19 protein-coding genes and 1 tRNA gene are annotated in these 16248 nt (G+C 46.2%); 13 read left to right on the forward strand and 7 right to left on the reverse strand.

Annotated elements, in window-relative coordinates:
* The first annotated feature begins 1 nt into the window (after position 1).
* From FGQ85_RS00830 to FGQ85_RS00855, 6 genes are read left to right on the forward strand one after another with little or no spacing between them, the layout of a single operon-like run.
* The gene (locus FGQ85_RS00830; protein ID WP_087252583.1) at positions 2-1312 is read left to right on the forward strand and encodes a phenylacetate--CoA ligase; all 1311 of its coding nucleotides are present in this window, start codon (positions 2-4) and stop codon (positions 1310-1312) included.
* 1 nt (position 1313) lies between these two features.
* Positions 1314-3068, forward strand: coding sequence for an indolepyruvate ferredoxin oxidoreductase subunit alpha (iorA, locus tag FGQ85_RS00835; protein ID WP_138372416.1), 1755 nt, complete (start codon positions 1314-1316; stop codon positions 3066-3068).
* The gene (locus FGQ85_RS00840) at positions 3068-3637 is read left to right on the forward strand and encodes an indolepyruvate oxidoreductase subunit beta (protein WP_138372417.1); all 570 of its coding nucleotides are present in this window, start codon (positions 3068-3070) and stop codon (positions 3635-3637) included. Before iorA ends, FGQ85_RS00840 begins: the two co-directional genes overlap by 1 nt.
* 9 nt (positions 3638-3646) lie before the next feature.
* Entirely contained in the window at positions 3647-4063 is a 417-nt protein-coding gene (locus FGQ85_RS00845) for an ACT domain-containing protein (RefSeq protein ID WP_138372418.1), read from the forward strand.
* A 12-nt stretch (positions 4064-4075) separates the two neighbouring features.
* Positions 4076-5401, forward strand: coding sequence for a phenylacetate--CoA ligase (locus FGQ85_RS00850; protein WP_087168452.1), 1326 nt, complete (start codon positions 4076-4078; stop codon positions 5399-5401).
* An 11-nt stretch (positions 5402-5412) separates the two neighbouring features.
* Positions 5413-5847 carry an amino acid-binding protein gene (locus FGQ85_RS00855; protein ID WP_087168451.1) on the forward strand — a complete coding sequence of 145 codons (435 nt, stop codon included), beginning with the start codon at positions 5413-5415 and terminating at the stop codon, positions 5845-5847.
* A 118-nt stretch (positions 5848-5965) separates the two neighbouring features.
* Here FGQ85_RS00855 and FGQ85_RS00860 read toward each other — a convergent pair whose 3' ends face one another.
* Positions 5966-6166 (reverse strand): cold shock domain-containing protein, encoded by a 201-nt coding sequence (locus FGQ85_RS00860; RefSeq protein ID WP_087168450.1) that lies wholly within the window; start codon positions 6164-6166, stop codon positions 5966-5968.
* A 234-nt stretch (positions 6167-6400) separates the two neighbouring features.
* On the opposite strand from FGQ85_RS00860, the gene FGQ85_RS00865 reads away from it, so the two are divergent.
* Entirely contained in the window at positions 6401-7429 is a 1029-nt protein-coding gene (locus tag FGQ85_RS00865; protein WP_138372419.1) for an ABC transporter substrate-binding protein, read from the forward strand.
* 195 nt (positions 7430-7624) lie between these two features.
* On the opposite strand, the gene FGQ85_RS00870 is transcribed toward FGQ85_RS00865, so the two are convergent.
* The 3 genes from FGQ85_RS00870 to FGQ85_RS00880 form a co-directional block, all read right to left on the reverse strand.
* Positions 7625-8266 carry a formate/nitrite transporter family protein gene (locus tag FGQ85_RS00870; RefSeq protein ID WP_138372420.1) on the reverse strand — a complete coding sequence of 214 codons (642 nt, stop codon included), beginning with the start codon at positions 8264-8266 and terminating at the stop codon, positions 7625-7627.
* 200 nt (positions 8267-8466) lie between these two features.
* A tRNA-Gly gene (locus FGQ85_RS00875) sits at positions 8467-8537 on the reverse strand.
* Positions 8538-8644: 107 nt separating this feature from the next.
* Positions 8645-8902 (reverse strand): HPr family phosphocarrier protein, encoded by a 258-nt coding sequence (locus FGQ85_RS00880; protein ID WP_087168447.1) that lies wholly within the window; start codon positions 8900-8902, stop codon positions 8645-8647.
* A 286-nt stretch (positions 8903-9188) separates the two neighbouring features.
* Between FGQ85_RS00880 and FGQ85_RS00885 the strand changes: the two genes are divergently transcribed.
* Both FGQ85_RS00885 and FGQ85_RS00890 read left to right on the forward strand, forming a co-directional pair.
* Positions 9189-9482 carry a phage holin family protein gene (locus FGQ85_RS00885; protein WP_087252587.1) on the forward strand — a complete coding sequence of 98 codons (294 nt, stop codon included), beginning with the start codon at positions 9189-9191 and terminating at the stop codon, positions 9480-9482.
* Positions 9483-9485: 3 nt separating this feature from the next.
* A complete protein-coding gene (locus FGQ85_RS00890) occupies positions 9486-10910 on the forward strand; it encodes a GH25 family lysozyme (protein WP_138372421.1) in 1425 nt (474 codons plus the stop codon).
* A 48-nt stretch (positions 10911-10958) separates the two neighbouring features.
* Here the strand turns inward: FGQ85_RS00890 and FGQ85_RS00895 are convergent, their stop codons facing one another.
* On the reverse strand, positions 10959-12161 hold the full coding sequence (locus FGQ85_RS00895; protein ID WP_087168444.1) for a diguanylate cyclase: 1203 nt from the start codon (positions 12159-12161) through the stop codon (positions 10959-10961).
* A gap of 151 nt (positions 12162-12312) precedes the next feature.
* On the opposite strand from FGQ85_RS00895, the gene FGQ85_RS00900 reads away from it, so the two are divergent.
* Both FGQ85_RS00900 and FGQ85_RS00905 read left to right on the forward strand, forming a co-directional pair.
* Positions 12313-12993, forward strand: a complete 681-nt coding sequence (locus FGQ85_RS00900; protein WP_138372422.1) for a hypothetical protein — start codon at positions 12313-12315, stop codon at positions 12991-12993.
* Between the two features lie 44 nt (positions 12994-13037).
* Positions 13038-13967: a DUF1848 domain-containing protein gene (locus FGQ85_RS00905; RefSeq protein ID WP_138372423.1), complete on the forward strand. Its 930-nt coding sequence runs from the start codon at positions 13038-13040 to the stop codon at positions 13965-13967.
* Between the two features lie 48 nt (positions 13968-14015).
* Here FGQ85_RS00905 and FGQ85_RS00910 read toward each other — a convergent pair whose 3' ends face one another.
* A complete protein-coding gene (locus FGQ85_RS00910) occupies positions 14016-14225 on the reverse strand; it encodes a hypothetical protein (protein WP_138372424.1) in 210 nt (69 codons plus the stop codon).
* 123 nt (positions 14226-14348) lie between these two features.
* Here FGQ85_RS00910 and FGQ85_RS00915 point away from each other — a divergent pair, with 123 nt between their 5' ends.
* Together FGQ85_RS00915 and FGQ85_RS00920 are read left to right on the forward strand one after the other, a co-directional pair.
* Complete coding sequence (locus tag FGQ85_RS00915) at positions 14349-15065, forward strand: phosphatase (RefSeq protein WP_087168441.1); 717 nt, start codon at positions 14349-14351, stop codon at positions 15063-15065.
* A gap of 87 nt (positions 15066-15152) precedes the next feature.
* Positions 15153-15446 carry a YerC/YecD family TrpR-related protein gene (locus FGQ85_RS00920; protein WP_087168440.1) on the forward strand — a complete coding sequence of 98 codons (294 nt, stop codon included), beginning with the start codon at positions 15153-15155 and terminating at the stop codon, positions 15444-15446.
* A 46-nt stretch (positions 15447-15492) separates the two neighbouring features.
* Here the strand turns inward: FGQ85_RS00920 and FGQ85_RS00925 are convergent, their stop codons facing one another.
* Positions 15493-16089, reverse strand: coding sequence for a DUF1836 domain-containing protein (locus FGQ85_RS00925; protein WP_087168439.1), 597 nt, complete (start codon positions 16087-16089; stop codon positions 15493-15495).
* Positions 16090-16248: the final 159 nt, after the last annotated feature.

Consider the following 16248-nt stretch of genomic DNA (forward strand, 5'->3'; position numbering starts at 1 on the left):
AATGATATGGGCAAAGGAGGAGACACTGCCTAGAGAAGAACTGGAAGAGATCCAGCTCCGGAAGCTGCAACAGACAGTTTCCTACATCTATGAGAGGGTGGCTCCTTATCGGGGGAAAATGGACAAAGCAGGGGTGGCTCCGGAAGATATCCGTTCGCTGGATGACTTGAGGAGACTTCCGTTTACAAGCAAAAAGGATTTCAGAGATAATTATCCGATGGGGCTGTTTGCGGTTGATAAAAAGGAACTGGTACGTTTTCACGCAAGTTCCGGCACGACCGGAAAACCGACGGTTGTCGGATACACGAAAAACGATCTGGATATCTGGCTGAATAATGTAGCAAGAGTTGCCTGCATGGGAGGAGCACGCGCGGATGACATCGTGCAGCTCTCCTTTGGATACGGCACCTTTACCGGTGCGCTGGGACTGCACGGAGGACTGGAAAAGATCGGAGCTGCCGTGATTCCGATGTCATCCGGCAATACGAAAAAACAGATCATGTTTCTAAAAGACATGGGCGTGACACTTCTTGTGGCGACACCGTCCTATGCGCTGCATCTTGGCGAAGAGATCCGCAGGGCCGGAATGGATCCGGCGAAAGATCTGTGCCTTCGGACCGGACTCTTCGGAGGCGAAGGAATGACCGAGGCGATGCGCGAGGAGATGCACCATGTATGGGGCGATCAGTTCTTCTGCACGCAGAATTACGGCATGAGCGAGCTCTGCGGACCGGGTGTGGCAGGCGAGTGCAGAGAGCTTTGCGGCATGCACGTAAATGAAGACTGGTTCATACCGGAAATCATCGATCCGGAGACAGAAGAAGTGCTGCCGCCGGGAGAGCGTGGAGAGCTTGTCGTGACCTGTCTTGGAAAGGAGGCTCTTCCGATTATCCGTTACCGGACCGGAGATATGACCCGGATTTTCTATGAGCCGTGCAAATGCGGAAGAACGACCGCAAGAATCGAAAATCTTTCCGGAAGGGCAGATGACATGCTTGTCATCCGCGGCGTCAATGTATTCCCGACGCAGATCGAAGAAGTACTGCTCAAGATCGATGAGATCGGACCACACTATGAAATCCTTGTAGAAAGAAAGAACAGACTGGACGTTATGACCATCACAGTGGAACTGATTGATGACAGGCTGCTTGACAGCTACGGAAAACTCAGCGAACTGGAAAAGAAGATCAAGGCGGGACTGAAATCCCAGCTTGGCCTCGCAACAGAAATCCGGCTGGTAGCGCCTTATTCTCTGCAGAGATTTGAGGGAAAGGCAAAGAGAATCAAGGATTTACGAAAGGATGGATTATAGAATGTCAGAATCAAAGAAAGTCATAATGCTTGGAAACGAAGCAATCGCAAGAGGGGCGTATGAAGCCGGAGTCAAGGTGTCGTCAGCCTATCCGGGAACGCCGAGTACGGAAATCAGCGAAAATCTCGTGAAATACAGGGATGATCTGTACGCGGAGTGGGCACCGAATGAGAAGGTGGCGGCAGAAACCGCGATCGGAGCCAGCATCTCAGGAGTACGTGCCATGGCATGTATGAAGCACGTGGGGCTCAACGTAGCTTCCGACCCGCTCTATACGGTTTCTTACATGGGAGTCAACGGAGGACTGCTCTTTATGGTGGCGGACGATCCGGGACTTTACAGCTCCCAGAATGAACAGGATACGAGAATGATTGCAAGGGCTGCGGGCGTGCCGGTTCTGGAACCGTCAGACAGTGCGGAGGCAAAAGAGTTTGTCAAAATCGGATTTGAATTAAGCGAACAGTTTGACCGTCCGGTCATCTTCCGTATCACCACAAGACTGGCACACTCTCAGGGACTTGTGGAACTCAAAGACCGGGAGGAGATTCCGGACAAAACATATGAAAAGGATATCCGGAAAAATGTCATGATGCCTGGAAACGCAAAATTCCGGCATGTGGAAATCGAAAAGAGAAATAACGAATTAAAAGAAGCGGCAGATACGCTTCCGATCAATAAAATAGAGATGAACGATACCAGAATCGGAGTTATCACAAGCGGAATTCCGTATCAGTATGTGAAAGAAGCACTGCCTCAGGCTTCGGTCTTAAAGCTTGGCATGGTCAACCCGCTTCCGGAAAAACTGATCCGGGAGTTTGCATCTAAAGTTGAGACACTGTATGTGGTGGAGGAACTCGATCCTGTCATCGAAGAGCAGGTAAAATCCTGGGGTATTCCTGCCATTGGAAAAGAGATCTTTACCATTCAGGGAGAATACAGTGCCAATATGATCCGCAAGGCCATCCTCGGAGAAGAAGTACGGATGGATCCGTCGGCAGATGTGCCGCAGCGGCCGCCTATTCTCTGTCCGGGATGCCCGCACAGAAGCGTCTTCTATGTTCTCAACAAATTAAAGATGCATGCGGCAGGAGACATTGGATGCTATACACTTGGAGCAGTGGCACCGCTCAGCGTGGTGGACACGACAATCTGTATGGGAGCAAGTATTTCCAGCCTCCATGGAATGGAGAAAGCAAAAGGAAAAGAATACATCAAAAACTGGGTGGCAGTAATTGGAGATTCGACATTTTTACATACCGGTGTCAATTCCCTGATGAACATGGTTTACAATCAGGCTACCGGAACGGTGCTGATTCTGGATAATTCCACTACCGGAATGACCGGCCATCAGGATCATGCGGCGACCGGAAAAACACTTCAGGGAGATCCGACTTACGCAATCAACATTCCAAATCTGTGCCGTGCAATCGGTGTGCCGAATGTACAGGAAATCAATGCTTTTGACATTGTAGCGCTGGAGAAAGCGATTAAGGAAGAAGTGGCAAAAGACGAAGTATCCGTCATCATTACAAAGACACCATGCGTACTTCTTGACAAGAGACCAAAACCGCTCTATGCTGCGGATCCGGAAAAATGTAAAAAATGCGGCATGTGTATGAAACCGGGCTGCCCGGCCATGACAAGAAATGAAGACGGTACGATCCGGATTGACGACACCATGTGTACCGGATGCGGACTCTGTGAATCCCTCTGTAAGTTTGGAGCGATTGAACTGGTAAAGGCAGGTGAAAAGTAATGGGAGTAAAAAATATTATGATCGTCGGTGTCGGAGGCCAGGGAACACTTCTGACAAGCCGGATTCTTGGAGGACTTGCACTGGATGCAGGATATGATGTCAAACTTTCTGAGGTCCATGGAATGGCGCAGAGAGGAGGAAGTGTTGTAACCTTTGTCCGCTATGGAGACAAGGTGGCAGAACCGATCGTGGAGGAAGGCTGCGCAGATATTATTATCGCGTTCGAACGTCTGGAAGCACTGCGCTATGCACATTTTCTGAAAGACGGGGGAGCACTGATCCTGAATGACTGGAGGATCGATCCGATGCCGGTTGTGATCGGCGCGGCCCGGTATCCGGAACACATCATTGAAACGCTGGAAGAGAAACATAAAGTCTACACTGTCAACGCGACGGAGGAGGCCAAGAAGCTTGGAAATCCAAAAGTATTCAATATGATTGTTCTCGGTATCGCATCCAGACATATGGATTTCACAAAAGAACAGTGGTACCGGGTGATTGAAAAGACGGTGCCGCCAAAGACAATCGAGATCAATAAAAAGGCATTTGAAACAGGAGCAGCACGATAGGAGGACGAAATGAAACAGGTATCGGTATTTGTGGAAAACAGACCGGGAAGTCTGATGGAAGTAACCTCAAAGCTGATGGAGGCGGAGATCAATATCCGTGCGGTTGCTTCGTTTGACACTCCGGAGTTCGGAATCCTGAGGATGGTGGTGGACCAGCCGGAACGGACGAAAGAGACGCTGACCAGACTGGGATTTGTGGTACGGATCTATGACGTGGTCGGAGTAGAATTAAAAGATGAAAAAGGAAACTTAAACAGAATGCTGTCCATTCTGGCTGACGGACAGATCAATCTGAATTATATCTATTCGTTCGTGATCCGTGATAATAACGCACCGGTGATGGTATTTTCGACAGATGACATGGAACGTGCGGAAAAGATTCTTGCGAAGGCAGGAGTAAAGCTTGTCTCGGATGAGGAGTTATAGGAGGAAAAGAGCATGATAACAGACAAAACATGGAAGGAACAGATCCGTGATCCGCAAGCAGAATGTATGAGCGAAGATGAACGGATGGTACTTCAGGGGGAAAAACTGAAAAATCTTGTAAAAAGAGTGTATGGGGTCGTTCCTTTTTATACGGAAAAGATGAAAGAACTCGGTGTAGAACCGGGAGATATCAAAGGAATCGAAGATATCACGAAACTTCCGTTTACGACAAAGGAGGACCTGCGTGACAACTATCCGTTCGGATTTCAGGCAGTGCCGAATGAAAAGATCGTAAGAGTTCAGGGAACGTCCGGCACGACCGGAAAACTGACGGTCATGGCCTATACGCAGAAAGACGTGGATATCTGGGGCGAGTGTGTGGCGCGTTGCCTTACGATGGCCGGACTGACAGCGCAGGACCGGATTCATGTCTGCTATGGATATGGACTGTTTACCGGAGGAATGGGACTGGATTTTGGAGCGCAGAAGCTTGGAGCCATGGCAATCCCGATGTCAGCCGGAAATACGAAACGCCAGTTGATGTGTATGGAAGATTTTGGCGCCACGGCGTTTGCCTGTACACCGTCCTATGCGATGCATCTTGCAGAAGCCATGCAGGAAGCAGGTGTCGTTGAAAAGATGAAAATCAAGGCGGCAGTATGCGGAGCAGAACCTTGGACTGTGGAGATGCGGCACAAGATCGAGGAGATTCTGAAGATCAACTGCTTTGATATTTACGGGCTCTGTGAGATCAGCGGACCGGGTGTTGCGATGGACTGCATCCACCATGAAGGCCTCCATGTGAATTCTGACTTCTTCTATCCGGAAGTACTCGACCCGGCCACACATGCACCGTTGAAAGACGGAGAGACCGGAGAGCTGGTATTTACCACGCTGGACAAGGAAGCCGTACCGTTAATCCGTTACCGGACGAAAGACCTTACAAGCATCTGCCATGAGACATGCAAATGCGGACGTACAACACCGAGAATTTCCAAGTTCAAAGGACGTACAGACGATATGAAAGTCATCCGCGGCGTCAATGTATTTCCGACTCAGGTGGAAACAGCACTCTTTGGAATTGGAGAAGTCATTCCGCATTATCTGCTGATTATCGACAGGGAGGACAATATGGATGTACTTACGGTCATGGTAGAAGTGGATGAGAAATTTTTCTCGGATGAAATCCGGAAACTGGATGCACTCCGCCATAAGATCGGTGATGTCTTAAAGCAGGCGCTTGGCGTTTCTGTCAGAGTCAAACTGGTAGAGCCAAAGACGATCGAGAGAAGTGAAGGAAAAGCAAAACGTGTAATTGACAACCGGAATCTTGTATAGGAGGGAAAAGCATGAGTACAATTCAGCAGTTATCGGTATTTCTGGAAAACAGAGAAGGAAGACTCGATGAAGTTCTGCATGCGCTTGGAACGAACGGCGTCAATATTGTCGCCCTCAGCCTTGCAGATACAACAGAGTACGGGATGTTAAGAATGATTGTCTCAGACCCGGAAAAGGGGAAAGAAGAGTTGAAGAAGATTGGAATCACGGCAATGCTCACACCGGTTATTGCCCTGAGAGTTCCGCATGCAACCGGGTCTTTGAGCAAAGCGATGCATCAGCTTGTGGAAGGCGGAATCAACGTAGAATATATGTACGCATTCGCGAACGGTAAAGATGCTTCCGCAGTCCTAAAGACAGATGAGCCGGAAAGAGCGGCAGACATATTGAAGCAAAGTGGATTCGGTGTCTGGAAAGCAGATGAGGCTTATAAGGCAAATTTGTAAAGAAACGTATCAAAAAAGGCTGTCATCGACAGCCTTTTTTGTAATCCAGATTCTATGGCTTTTAAATATCTAAATTGAAAAACGAATTTATATAAATAAAAGATGCATACAATTTCGATTATAACCTGGTCACATTGACAGCCTGAGGACCTTTTTCTCCTTCTGTTACTTCGAATTCAACAGACTGTCCTTCTTCCAGAGTCTTGAATCCATCCATATTCAGTCCGGTATAGTGTACAAATACATCGTTTCCGGATTCATCACAGATAAATCCATATCCCTTCTGGTTGTTGAACCATTTTACGGTACCCTTGTTCATAGTGCTACCTCCATAAAAAATAAAAACAATAAGCCATACATCGAATATACGATGTTACTAGAGCATAGCACTTTTTGCGTGAAAAGTCAATGATTTGTCGAGAAATATAGAGCGTAAAAGAAGAATTGTCCGAATTTCAATAAAATTCTGATAAATACGGAATGAGAAGCGGCCTTCACACCTTTCGTGGGAGTGCATAATCTGATGGTATGAAACAGTTTTGTGGAGGTTATTATGAAAAAGAAGCTTTTGTCCGCACTTCTTGTTGCTGCTCTCGCAGCATCTGCACTTGCCGGATGTGCAAAAGAAGAGACCGGTTCATCAGAATCGGACAAAAAGGAGGAAACCAGACTTACAAAAGTAACTTTGAATGAAGTTGCCCATTCCATTTTTTATGCCCCGATGTATGTGGCTGTCGAGGAAGATTATTTTAAGGACGAAGGGATTGATCTGGAACTTGTCACCGGATTTGGAGCAGACAAAACCATGACGGCAGTGCTCTCTGGTCAGGCGGACATCGGATTTATGGGATCGGAATCTTCCATTTACACGTATAATGAAGGTGCCAAAGACTATGTTGTCAATTTTGCCCAACTGACACAAAGAGCAGGAAACTTCCTCGTATCGAGAGAACCGATTGAAGATTTTTCATGGGAAGATCTGAAAGGGAAGACGGTACTTGGAGGCAGAAAAGGAGGAATGCCGGAGATGGTCTTTGAATATATCCTGAAACAAAATGATATCGATCCGGAAAAAGATGTAATGATCAATCAAAACATTGATTTTGGTTCCACAGCAGCCGCTTTTTCCGGTGGGCAGGGAGACTTTACGGTAGAATTTGAACCGGGGGCCACCACACTGGAAGCTGCCGGAAAAGGCTACGTTGTTGCCTCGCTTGGCAAAGAGAGCGGTTATGTGCCTTATACGGCATTCTCATCGAAAAAGAGCTATCTGGAGGAGCATCCGGACCTGATCCAGAGTTTTACGGATGCCCTTCAAAAAGGGATGGATTATGTAAATACACACACACCGGAGGAAATTGCAAAAGTCATCCAGCCACAGTTTAAAGAAAATGATCTGGAAACAATCACAACGATCGTTTCCCGGTATTATGAGCAGAAGACATGGAAAGAAGATCTGATCTTCAATCAGGACAGCTTTGAATTATTACAGGACATTCTGGAGGATGCCGGCGAACTGGATTCCAGGACTCCGTACGAAGATCTTGTCACAACGGAATTCGCAAAAAAGGCTGCGAAATAAATTTTTAATACTTTTTTGATATTTTGAACACACTTTCTTCACAATTGACATGTATTATGAAATTACAAAGTAAGTAATACTTTGTGAATAAACTTTTTCATAACTTTTTCCCTCAGCCAGTACATTCCCTGTACTGGCTATTAAAATGCAAAAAACAGGAAAGAGCACGTACATACGAAACTCTTTCCTGTCTTTTTATTTTGCAGATGTGTCCAGACGTCGGATGGAGTATCCGACAGCGGCACCGCCGATGATATTTCCTATTGTCACGCAGAAAAGCACTTTCAGGATCTGATCCGGGGCGATCGGGAAATTGAAAGTATATACGGACAGATAATACATATCCGCTACAATATGTTCAAATCCGCAGAAGACGAAGGCGGTGATAAAAAGCCACACATAAAAAATCTGGGCAAACGATCCCTGTTTCTGCCGGATTCCTCCGACGAAAACCGCAAACGCCACAAACAGACCGCAAAAAACACCAAGCAGAATCAGGCTGACAGGAGAATCTGCAATCTTTGGCGTTACAATCTCCTCCACCCGGTCAAGAATTCCAGCCTCAAATCTCGTAAAATGAATGAGCACGGCTGCAATCAATGTTCCCATTCCGTTTCCGATCCAGGCAATGGCCATATCGCTGAACCGGTAAGAACGGTCATAGGCCGCAAGAGGGCAGACCCTTGTAAATAACCGGTTGTGAAGATTCAGCACAAGTAAAATACCTGTTGAGAAAAAGAAACTTGCTATGATCTTATCAGGTATGCTTAAATACACCATGGCTCCCATGGCGATATATGCCCCTGCAATGATGCTGCTGATCCACTTTTCTTTCATACTTACTCCTCATCACTTCTTAATCTTGTCGTAAAGATACTATGTACCGGAGAAATTGTACCCATATTTTCGACAAAAAGCAAGCTTTTTATCGAATAAAAAAATAACCAGAACATGCACACGCATATTCTGATTACCATTTGGATTCCCTTTTTGAAAGCCCCGGTATCGAAAACCCGGTCAAACCAAGGGCTCCTGACAGCAGATAACGGGAGTCGAACCCGCCTTTCCAGCTTGGGAAGCTAGCGTTCTACCGATGAACCATATCTGCAGATAAATACAGTATATCACTTCCCGGAGAAAATGCAAGGGAAAGACTTCCGGTTTTCCGGATTCCTTTCCCTCTGCATATTCCGCTATTTTACTGTGTACCGGAATCTATAAATTTTCACTGAAGAATTTCTGAAGTGTTTCAACTGCCTGATCTTCGTCTTCACCTTCAGCTGTCACTTTTACTTCCATGTCTTTCTTAACGCCAAGTCCCATTACACCGAAGATTGTTTTTGCGTTTGCAGCTTTGCCATCCTTTTCAATCTTGATGTCGCTTTTGAATCCTGCTGCAGCTTTTACAAGCAGTCCTGCCGGTCTTGCATGGATTCCTTCTGGATCAGTGATTACATAAGTAAATTCTTTCATTGTCTGTTTCTCCTTTTCTTTATTTACTTCCGTCCAAGTGCTGCCGCATCGTATGCACTGCCCTGGAAGGGTACTTCCGTTCAGTTTTTGTACATACTGTCAGTACCTGTATTTATGCTAACACAAAAGTGTGCTAAAGGCAATAATTCGGGGACAAAAGCACTGCTTTTTTTAGGAAATATGGAAGGGAAAATGAGAAAATTCCATGTTCCGAAATAGAAATTTTCACATAAATTAGAGTGAAGAGGGGAATAGCCTCCCGGAAAAAAAGAAAGGATGGAAAAATATGGAATTGATTACGGAGTATATCAAACCGGAACTGATTGTAGTCGCAGTTGTATTGTATATTGTAGGCATCGGCCTAAAGAAAACGACTGTAGTGAAAGACAAATGGATTCCGGTGATTCTTGGAACCGCCGGTATTTTGCTCTGCGGCATCTGGGTATTTGCAAACGGACCAGTGGGCTCAGGACGGGAAGCGGCACTTGCGATATTCACGGCCATTGTTCAGGGAGTTCTTGCTGCAGGAGCAAGTACTTACGTCAATCAGATTTTGAAACAGTTGCAAAAGGAGGAATAGGCTATGGCATATTATGCAGACATTTCCCGGTACAGGCCGGTTAAAGACTGGAGGCTTGTAAAGAGAAACTGTCCATTCTTGATCTCAAAGGCGACGGAAGGGACGGATTACACAGATCCTACGCTGGATGATTTTATCAGAGGCTGTGAGAACAATGAGATTCCATACTGGCTGTATGCCTATCTCCGGAACGGGAATGAACCGGCTCAGGCAGTCTTTCTGACAGAGGTTTGCAAGGCCAGAGCCGGTAAATATTTTGTCGGATACGCGCTTGATGCGGAAGAGGGAAATGCGGCCACCGACGTAAAGAGAGCAATGGATTATCTTGCCGGAAGCGGAAAGAAGTTCATGCTGTACACCGGTTATGCGGATTACAGCAGATATCAGGAGATTATCCGGTCACGCCCGTCCGGCTGCGCATGGTGGGAATCACGGTATGGCCTGAATAACGGGACTTATAATTCCGGCTATCCCTGCCACAGTGGAGTAGATCTTCATCAGTATACGAGTATCGGGCACTGTCCTGGAATTACCCCGCAATGCGATCTGAACCGGCTGACGGGAAGCAGGACGGAGGCGTGGTTTTGTACAGGAGAGCAGACAGCAGAAGATCAGGATGGAACAGTCCTTGACCATGCGGGCGTTTTTCAGGAGAGGAAGGACCGGAAAGGAGAAGTGTCCTACCAGGGTCATCTTCGTGGTATCGGATGGGCAAACTGGCAGTGTGACGGAGCAATGGCCGGCAGTACCGGACAGAGCAGGAGAGTGGAGGCACTGCGGATTTCTCCAGTGAAGCATATGGATGTGACCGTACATATCCGGGATATCGGTGACAAACTGTACAAAAATATTACAGAATCTACAATTATCGGAACAACCGGGCAGGAGAAACGGCTCGAAGCACTGAAAATTGAATCCGGGGATACAGTATATTTGTACCGTGTGCACCAGAAAAATCTCGGATGGAGCAGGTGGTGTGTCAACGGACAGTGGGCCGGTGAAAAAGGGAAGTTGCTGCAGATCGAGGCAGTGGAAATCCAAGTTGCGGATATTGCCTATCTGGCACATGTGCAGGGAAGCGGAGATACCGTCTGGATGGCGGACGGAATGACTGCTGGAACGACCGGATCCGCCCTACGGTTTGAAGCCCTGCGGATTAAAAGCCAGCACTGCGGCAATATCGAGGCACAGGCCCATATTCAGGATGAAGGATGGATCGACTACGGGACAGTGAATCAGAATACCTTGATCGGAATGGCCGGGGGAAAGAAACGTCTGGAATGTCTGCGGCTGAAAGGAAATTTCGAGTGGAGAGCACATATTCAGGGAACCGGATGGACACAGTGGACCCGGGCGGATGGCGTGTCCACTCTTGGCACAGTCGGACGGTCTCTCAGAATGGAAGCAGTCGAAATGAGGAAAATATAAAAATCTCCGGAGGACATTCTCCGGAGAAAAATGAGGCGGATGTGACATTCAGGATCCGTTGAAGATATGAATATTATTTTTACCATTTGCCTTTGTGCGATAGAGAGCGCGGTCGGCTTTCAGGAGCAGACTTTCATAATCGTCTCCGGAGCCGCGTGAAGCGATTCCGGCACTGTAGGTGATCCGGATGGTAGTTCCCCCTATGCTGTCCGGAGAAAGCGCGGTATTCAGAACATACCGCGCTTTTTTTATGATATTTTCCAGCGCCTGGTCAACAAACAGAATCAGAAATTCATCTCCGCCAAAGCGGCAGATGTAATCTTCCGGTCCAAGCATGGAAGTGAGTTTACGCGCGGTCATACGTATGATTTCATCTCCGGTCCGGTGACCGTAAGTATCATTGATCCCTTTGAATTCGTCGACGTCTATGATCATCAGATGGACAGGAGTATCAGGTCTGGAACCGGTAAAACAGTAAAAATAGTATTCAAACATGGATCTGGTAGGAAAACGTGTCAGTCCGTCGCTTTTCGCCAGCAGATCTTCGCTGACCTGCATATAATTCATGATTTTCCCTTCTGAATTGCGAATCGGGATCAGACGGTTTTTGTCATGACCGATAAATACACCATTTTTCCGGTATCGTGTTTCATATTCCTGCGTTTCTCCGTCAGACGCACGGCACAGGATCTCATCCAGGCTTTTCACAAGAACATGCCCTCTTTCCAGCTGATACAGGGAAGTGGCCTCAGAATTGAAATAACTGCACTGAGCTGCCTGTCTGTTTTTATAGATAATGGTAGTATCCAGATTGCAGATGACAATTTTGTTCGGCATGTTATTGAGATAGAATTCCAGCCGCTCTCGTTCATATTTCAGACTTTTCATTTCAGTAATATCCATGATCGTGACATACCAGCTGTCATTTTCCGGATCGTATTTTGCGGTGTCGTGAATCCAGAAGATTTCCCCTTTTTTATTATGCATCCGGTATTCGAAGTCCAGATCTTTCCCAAGAGCGATATGTTCCTTGACCGATATCAGAATCGGGGCCACATCATCCACCACCAGATCGGCAAAACGGTTGCTGAATAAAATGGCAAATTCATCCTTCTCATAACCGATCATCTGATAAAAATAATCATTTGCGTACAATATGGTAGAGTACCGGTCGTTTTTGCAATACAGTACGCCTGCGTGAATGTGATTCATTATAGTTACAACCCGGCGGTCTAAAGAAGTTTTTGACATAAGTACCTCCCGAAGAATTTCCTTTCTGGTGACAGTATTCCCATCAGTCCGGTTTTTTATAAAAGGGGAAGCAAAGCTGTTGAATCCGGACTGCCCGGATGACAGTTTTTTTAAAGTATGTTATACTGAAAAAAACTGAAAGGAGAAAAAGATGAAACAGTATGTAAAGAAAACAGTTGTTTTTATTCTGACAGCGTCACTTATGTTGCTGACAGGATGCCAGCAGCCGTTTGATGCGACAGGATATACACAGGCCGTTCTGGATATGGTGACAAGGGGAGAAACAAAGGCATACGAGGCAATTTCCGAGTCCAGCGAAGAAGAAGCGAAAAAACAGTACGAGGCAGCGATCGATTCCTACATGCAGGAATTTGATTCCCTTGGATTTTCGGACGAGCTGACGGAAAAGTACCGGAGCTATATTCCAAACCTGATGCAAAAGACAAAATATACCGTGCAGGAAGCAAAAGAGCAGGATGACGGAAGCTTTGAAGTCGGTGTGGAAGTAGAACCGATCATTATGTTTGGAGGAATAGAAGAGCTGCTCCAGCAGAAACTGCAGGATTATCTGTCCCAGGTGCAGAACAATATTCTGAATAATCAGGCGGCGCCTACCGATGAGGAGATGACGGAGGCAGCGGGAGAGATGCTCTACGAATGTCTCAATACCGCTCTTGAAGATCCGCAGTACGGTGACAAGACAACCATTACTGTCCATGTACAGGAAAGTGAGACGGAAAATGTATGGGAGATCCCTGGCGAAGATGTGGATGCGCTCATGACGGCACTGATCGATACGACAGGTGCGGAAGAAGCATTTACCCTGTCCTGATCAGGCGTTTCAAAGGAAAGCCCTGGAGGAAAGGAGTGGGAGCTGTGATAATCAATACCGGGATGCGGACAGATATTCCTGCCTGTTACAGCGAATGGTTTTTCCGGAGGATCCGGGAGAAATATGTACTTGTGAGAAATCCTTACTATCCGCAGCAGGTCACACGGTACCGTCTGACGTCGGATGTGGTGGATTGTCTTGCCTTTTGCACCAAGAACCCGGAACCGATGCTTGGAAGACTCGATGAGATTTCGGTATTTCCGCAGTTCTGGTTTGTGACGATCACACCCTACGGAAAAGAGATTGAACCGCAGGTACCGGACAAGAGAAAGGTACTGGAATCTTTCCGCGTGCTTTCCGAAAAGGTTGGAAAACGGGCTGTCAGCTGGCGTTATGATCCGATTTTTCTGTCGGACCGGTACAGCCTGTCCTTTCATATGGAGGCGTTTGAAACGATGTGTGCATACTTAAGCGGATATACCGATCAGTGTGTGATTAGTTTTATTGATCTGTATGCAAAAACGAAGCGAAATTTTCCGGAAGTCCGGCCGGTCCGCAAAGAGGAACGGCTCTGTATCGGAAAAGAGTTTGCACAGATTGCAGGGAAGTATCAGATCCGGGTACGTTCTTGCTGTGAAGGTACAGAACTTGCACCGTACGGCATCGATATTTCAGGCTGTATGACAAAGGAGATTCTGGAACATGCGGTCGGCATGGAAATGCAGATTCCGGGCGGGAAAAAGACTCCGAGAGAGGAATGCAGCTGTGTTCTTGGAAGTGACATCGGAGAATACAATACATGCGGGAATGGCTGCATTTACTGCTACGCAAATGAGAACAAGGAGCTTGTACAAAAGAAGATGAGAGAACACGATCCAACCTCCCCGTTACTGACCGGACATCTCCGGCCGGAGGATGAGGTAAAGATCGCAAAGCAGGAGAAATACTGTACAGGACAGATGACGTTGTTTTAAAAGAAGATGCCCGTCTGCGGAAACTTGCCGCAGGCGGGCATCCCTTTTTCAGGATTGATCAGAGCCTTTTTGGGATTTGATTTTTGGAGCAGTATAGGCGTAGACTTCTTCATAAGACTGAAGTTCTGCTTCAGACTGCGGTGCGGATGGAATCAGGCCGGTACAGTCGTTGGCAGAAGCAGAATTGGCCAGATAATCATAAGAATCTGGATTCTTCCGGGCTTTCTTTACTTTCTTTACAGTTGAATCTTTCTTCATTTGGATCACCTCAATCAAAAGTATGGACGGAAATGAAAGAAGTATGTATCATTGTTCTTAATGGAAAAATATGTTAAACTAAAGCAGTAAAGTAGAAAAGATATAAAGAAAGAAGGGATCTTTTTGAAAATCTTAGTAGATTCACATTCTCATACTGTGGTAAGCGGGCATGCCTACAGTACGAGAATGGAGATGATTCAGGCCGCAAAAAACAGGGGACTGGAGGCGCTTGCCTTGACGGAGCATGCACCGGAGATGCCTGGAGCGTGCCATGAATTTTATTTCCAGAATTATACAGTCGTACCAAGAGAAGTGGACGGGCTTCACATTCTGATGGGTGTGGAACTGAATATCATGGACGAGTACGGTACAGTAGATCTTCCGGCAGGTGTTTTGAAGTCGATGGATCTTGCCATTGCGAGTATCCATGGACCGTGCTATGGAGAAAGCCGTTCCAGGGAGCTGAATACACAGGCCTATCTCAACGTGATGAAAAATCCGTATATTCATATTATCGGTCATCCGGACGACGGCCGGTTTCCGATCGATTACGAAAAACTTGTCAGAGGAGCGAAGGAGACCAATACGCTTCTCGAGATGAATAATTCCTCCCTGCGTCCGGGCGGATTCCGTGTGAATACTGAGGTCAACGCAAAGGAAATTCTGGAACTCTGCAAAAAAGAGGGCGTTTATATCACAACAGGCAGTGACGCACATATCGACGCAGACGCCGGAGAGTTTAGCTGTATCGAAAAAATTCTTCAGGAGACCGATTTCCCGGAAGAACTGATTGCCACAACGTCTTATGAAAAATTTTACAGTCTTATCAAACGGAAATGATAACAACTGCTGGACTTTATGAGTTTAGTGTGCTAAAATAGTACTCGGCAGAAACATTGCCCGACGAACAAGATATGGAGGGTAGATATGAGTAGGAAAATTAAGACAGAGGCTGTGGACAATCTGTTTGAAGGGATTCTCAGCCTGAAAAATAAGGAAGAGTGTTATATTTTCTTTGAAGACATCTGTACGATCAATGAGCTCTTGTCTTTATCTCAGAGATTTGAGGTGGCAAAAATGCTGCGTGAGCAGAAGACGTATCTGGAGATTGCAGAGAAGACCGGAGCATCAACCGCGACGATCAGCCGTGTAAACCGTTCTTTGAACTACGGCAATGACGGGTACGATATGGTATTTGACAGAATTGAAAACAAAGAGTAATCATAAAGACGCTGAAGGTCTCACGGCCCTCAGCGTCTTGTTCTTTTTATTTTTTCTCATCGGAGAAAGAATCAATCAGTTTTTCGATAATTGTCTTTTTGATGTAGACATCAAAGCTCAGCGAGCAAATAAATGCAAACAGCTGCAGATATTCCTGATCCTCCTTCGGTGCATCCTGATAAGTCCGGGAAGATTCCTCCCAGAGATTTTTGATATCCTCCTGAACTGAAGTGATCCGGCTCTTTTCCAGCTGGCAGACCTCTTTGTACACCGCAGACAGATCAAAATCTTCTGATGTCTGGAAATACTTCTCGGTCAGAGGCTTCAAAAGCAGCTCAATGTCGTGGATCGAAAGCAGATTTTTAAAATAGTAGATAAAAATCAGAACAAGAAGGTGCTCTTTGGAATATTTCTTCTTTACCGGAGCTGGAAGAAGATGATTCTTGGCATAATTGTTAATCATCGTCTTCGTAAGAATCTTGTCCTGCTCGTAGCGCTTCGTGGAACTTAGCTGTGTCTCCATAAATGTCGTAACCTGATCCATGTATAAATCAATATTCGGGATTTCACCCGGATGGATATAATCGATTCTGGAAAGGCTGTCTAAAATACTGTTTAATAAATCATTTGTGTCAATCGTCATAACGTCAAAACCCCTCGTGTAAAAACTTCATATATACATTATATAGTTTTAAAAACTAGATGGCAAGTTTTTTGTGAAAGGTGTATGTGTCAAGTAATCGTTGGCACTTTTTCTTCTTTTTTTGATATCAGTTTATTTCTTTTATTTTCAGACAATTCA

This window comes from Pseudoflavonifractor sp. BSD2780061688st1 E11 (assembly GCF_005844125.1).
Lineage (GTDB): Bacteria > Bacillota > Clostridia > Lachnospirales > Lachnospiraceae > Sellimonas > Sellimonas catena.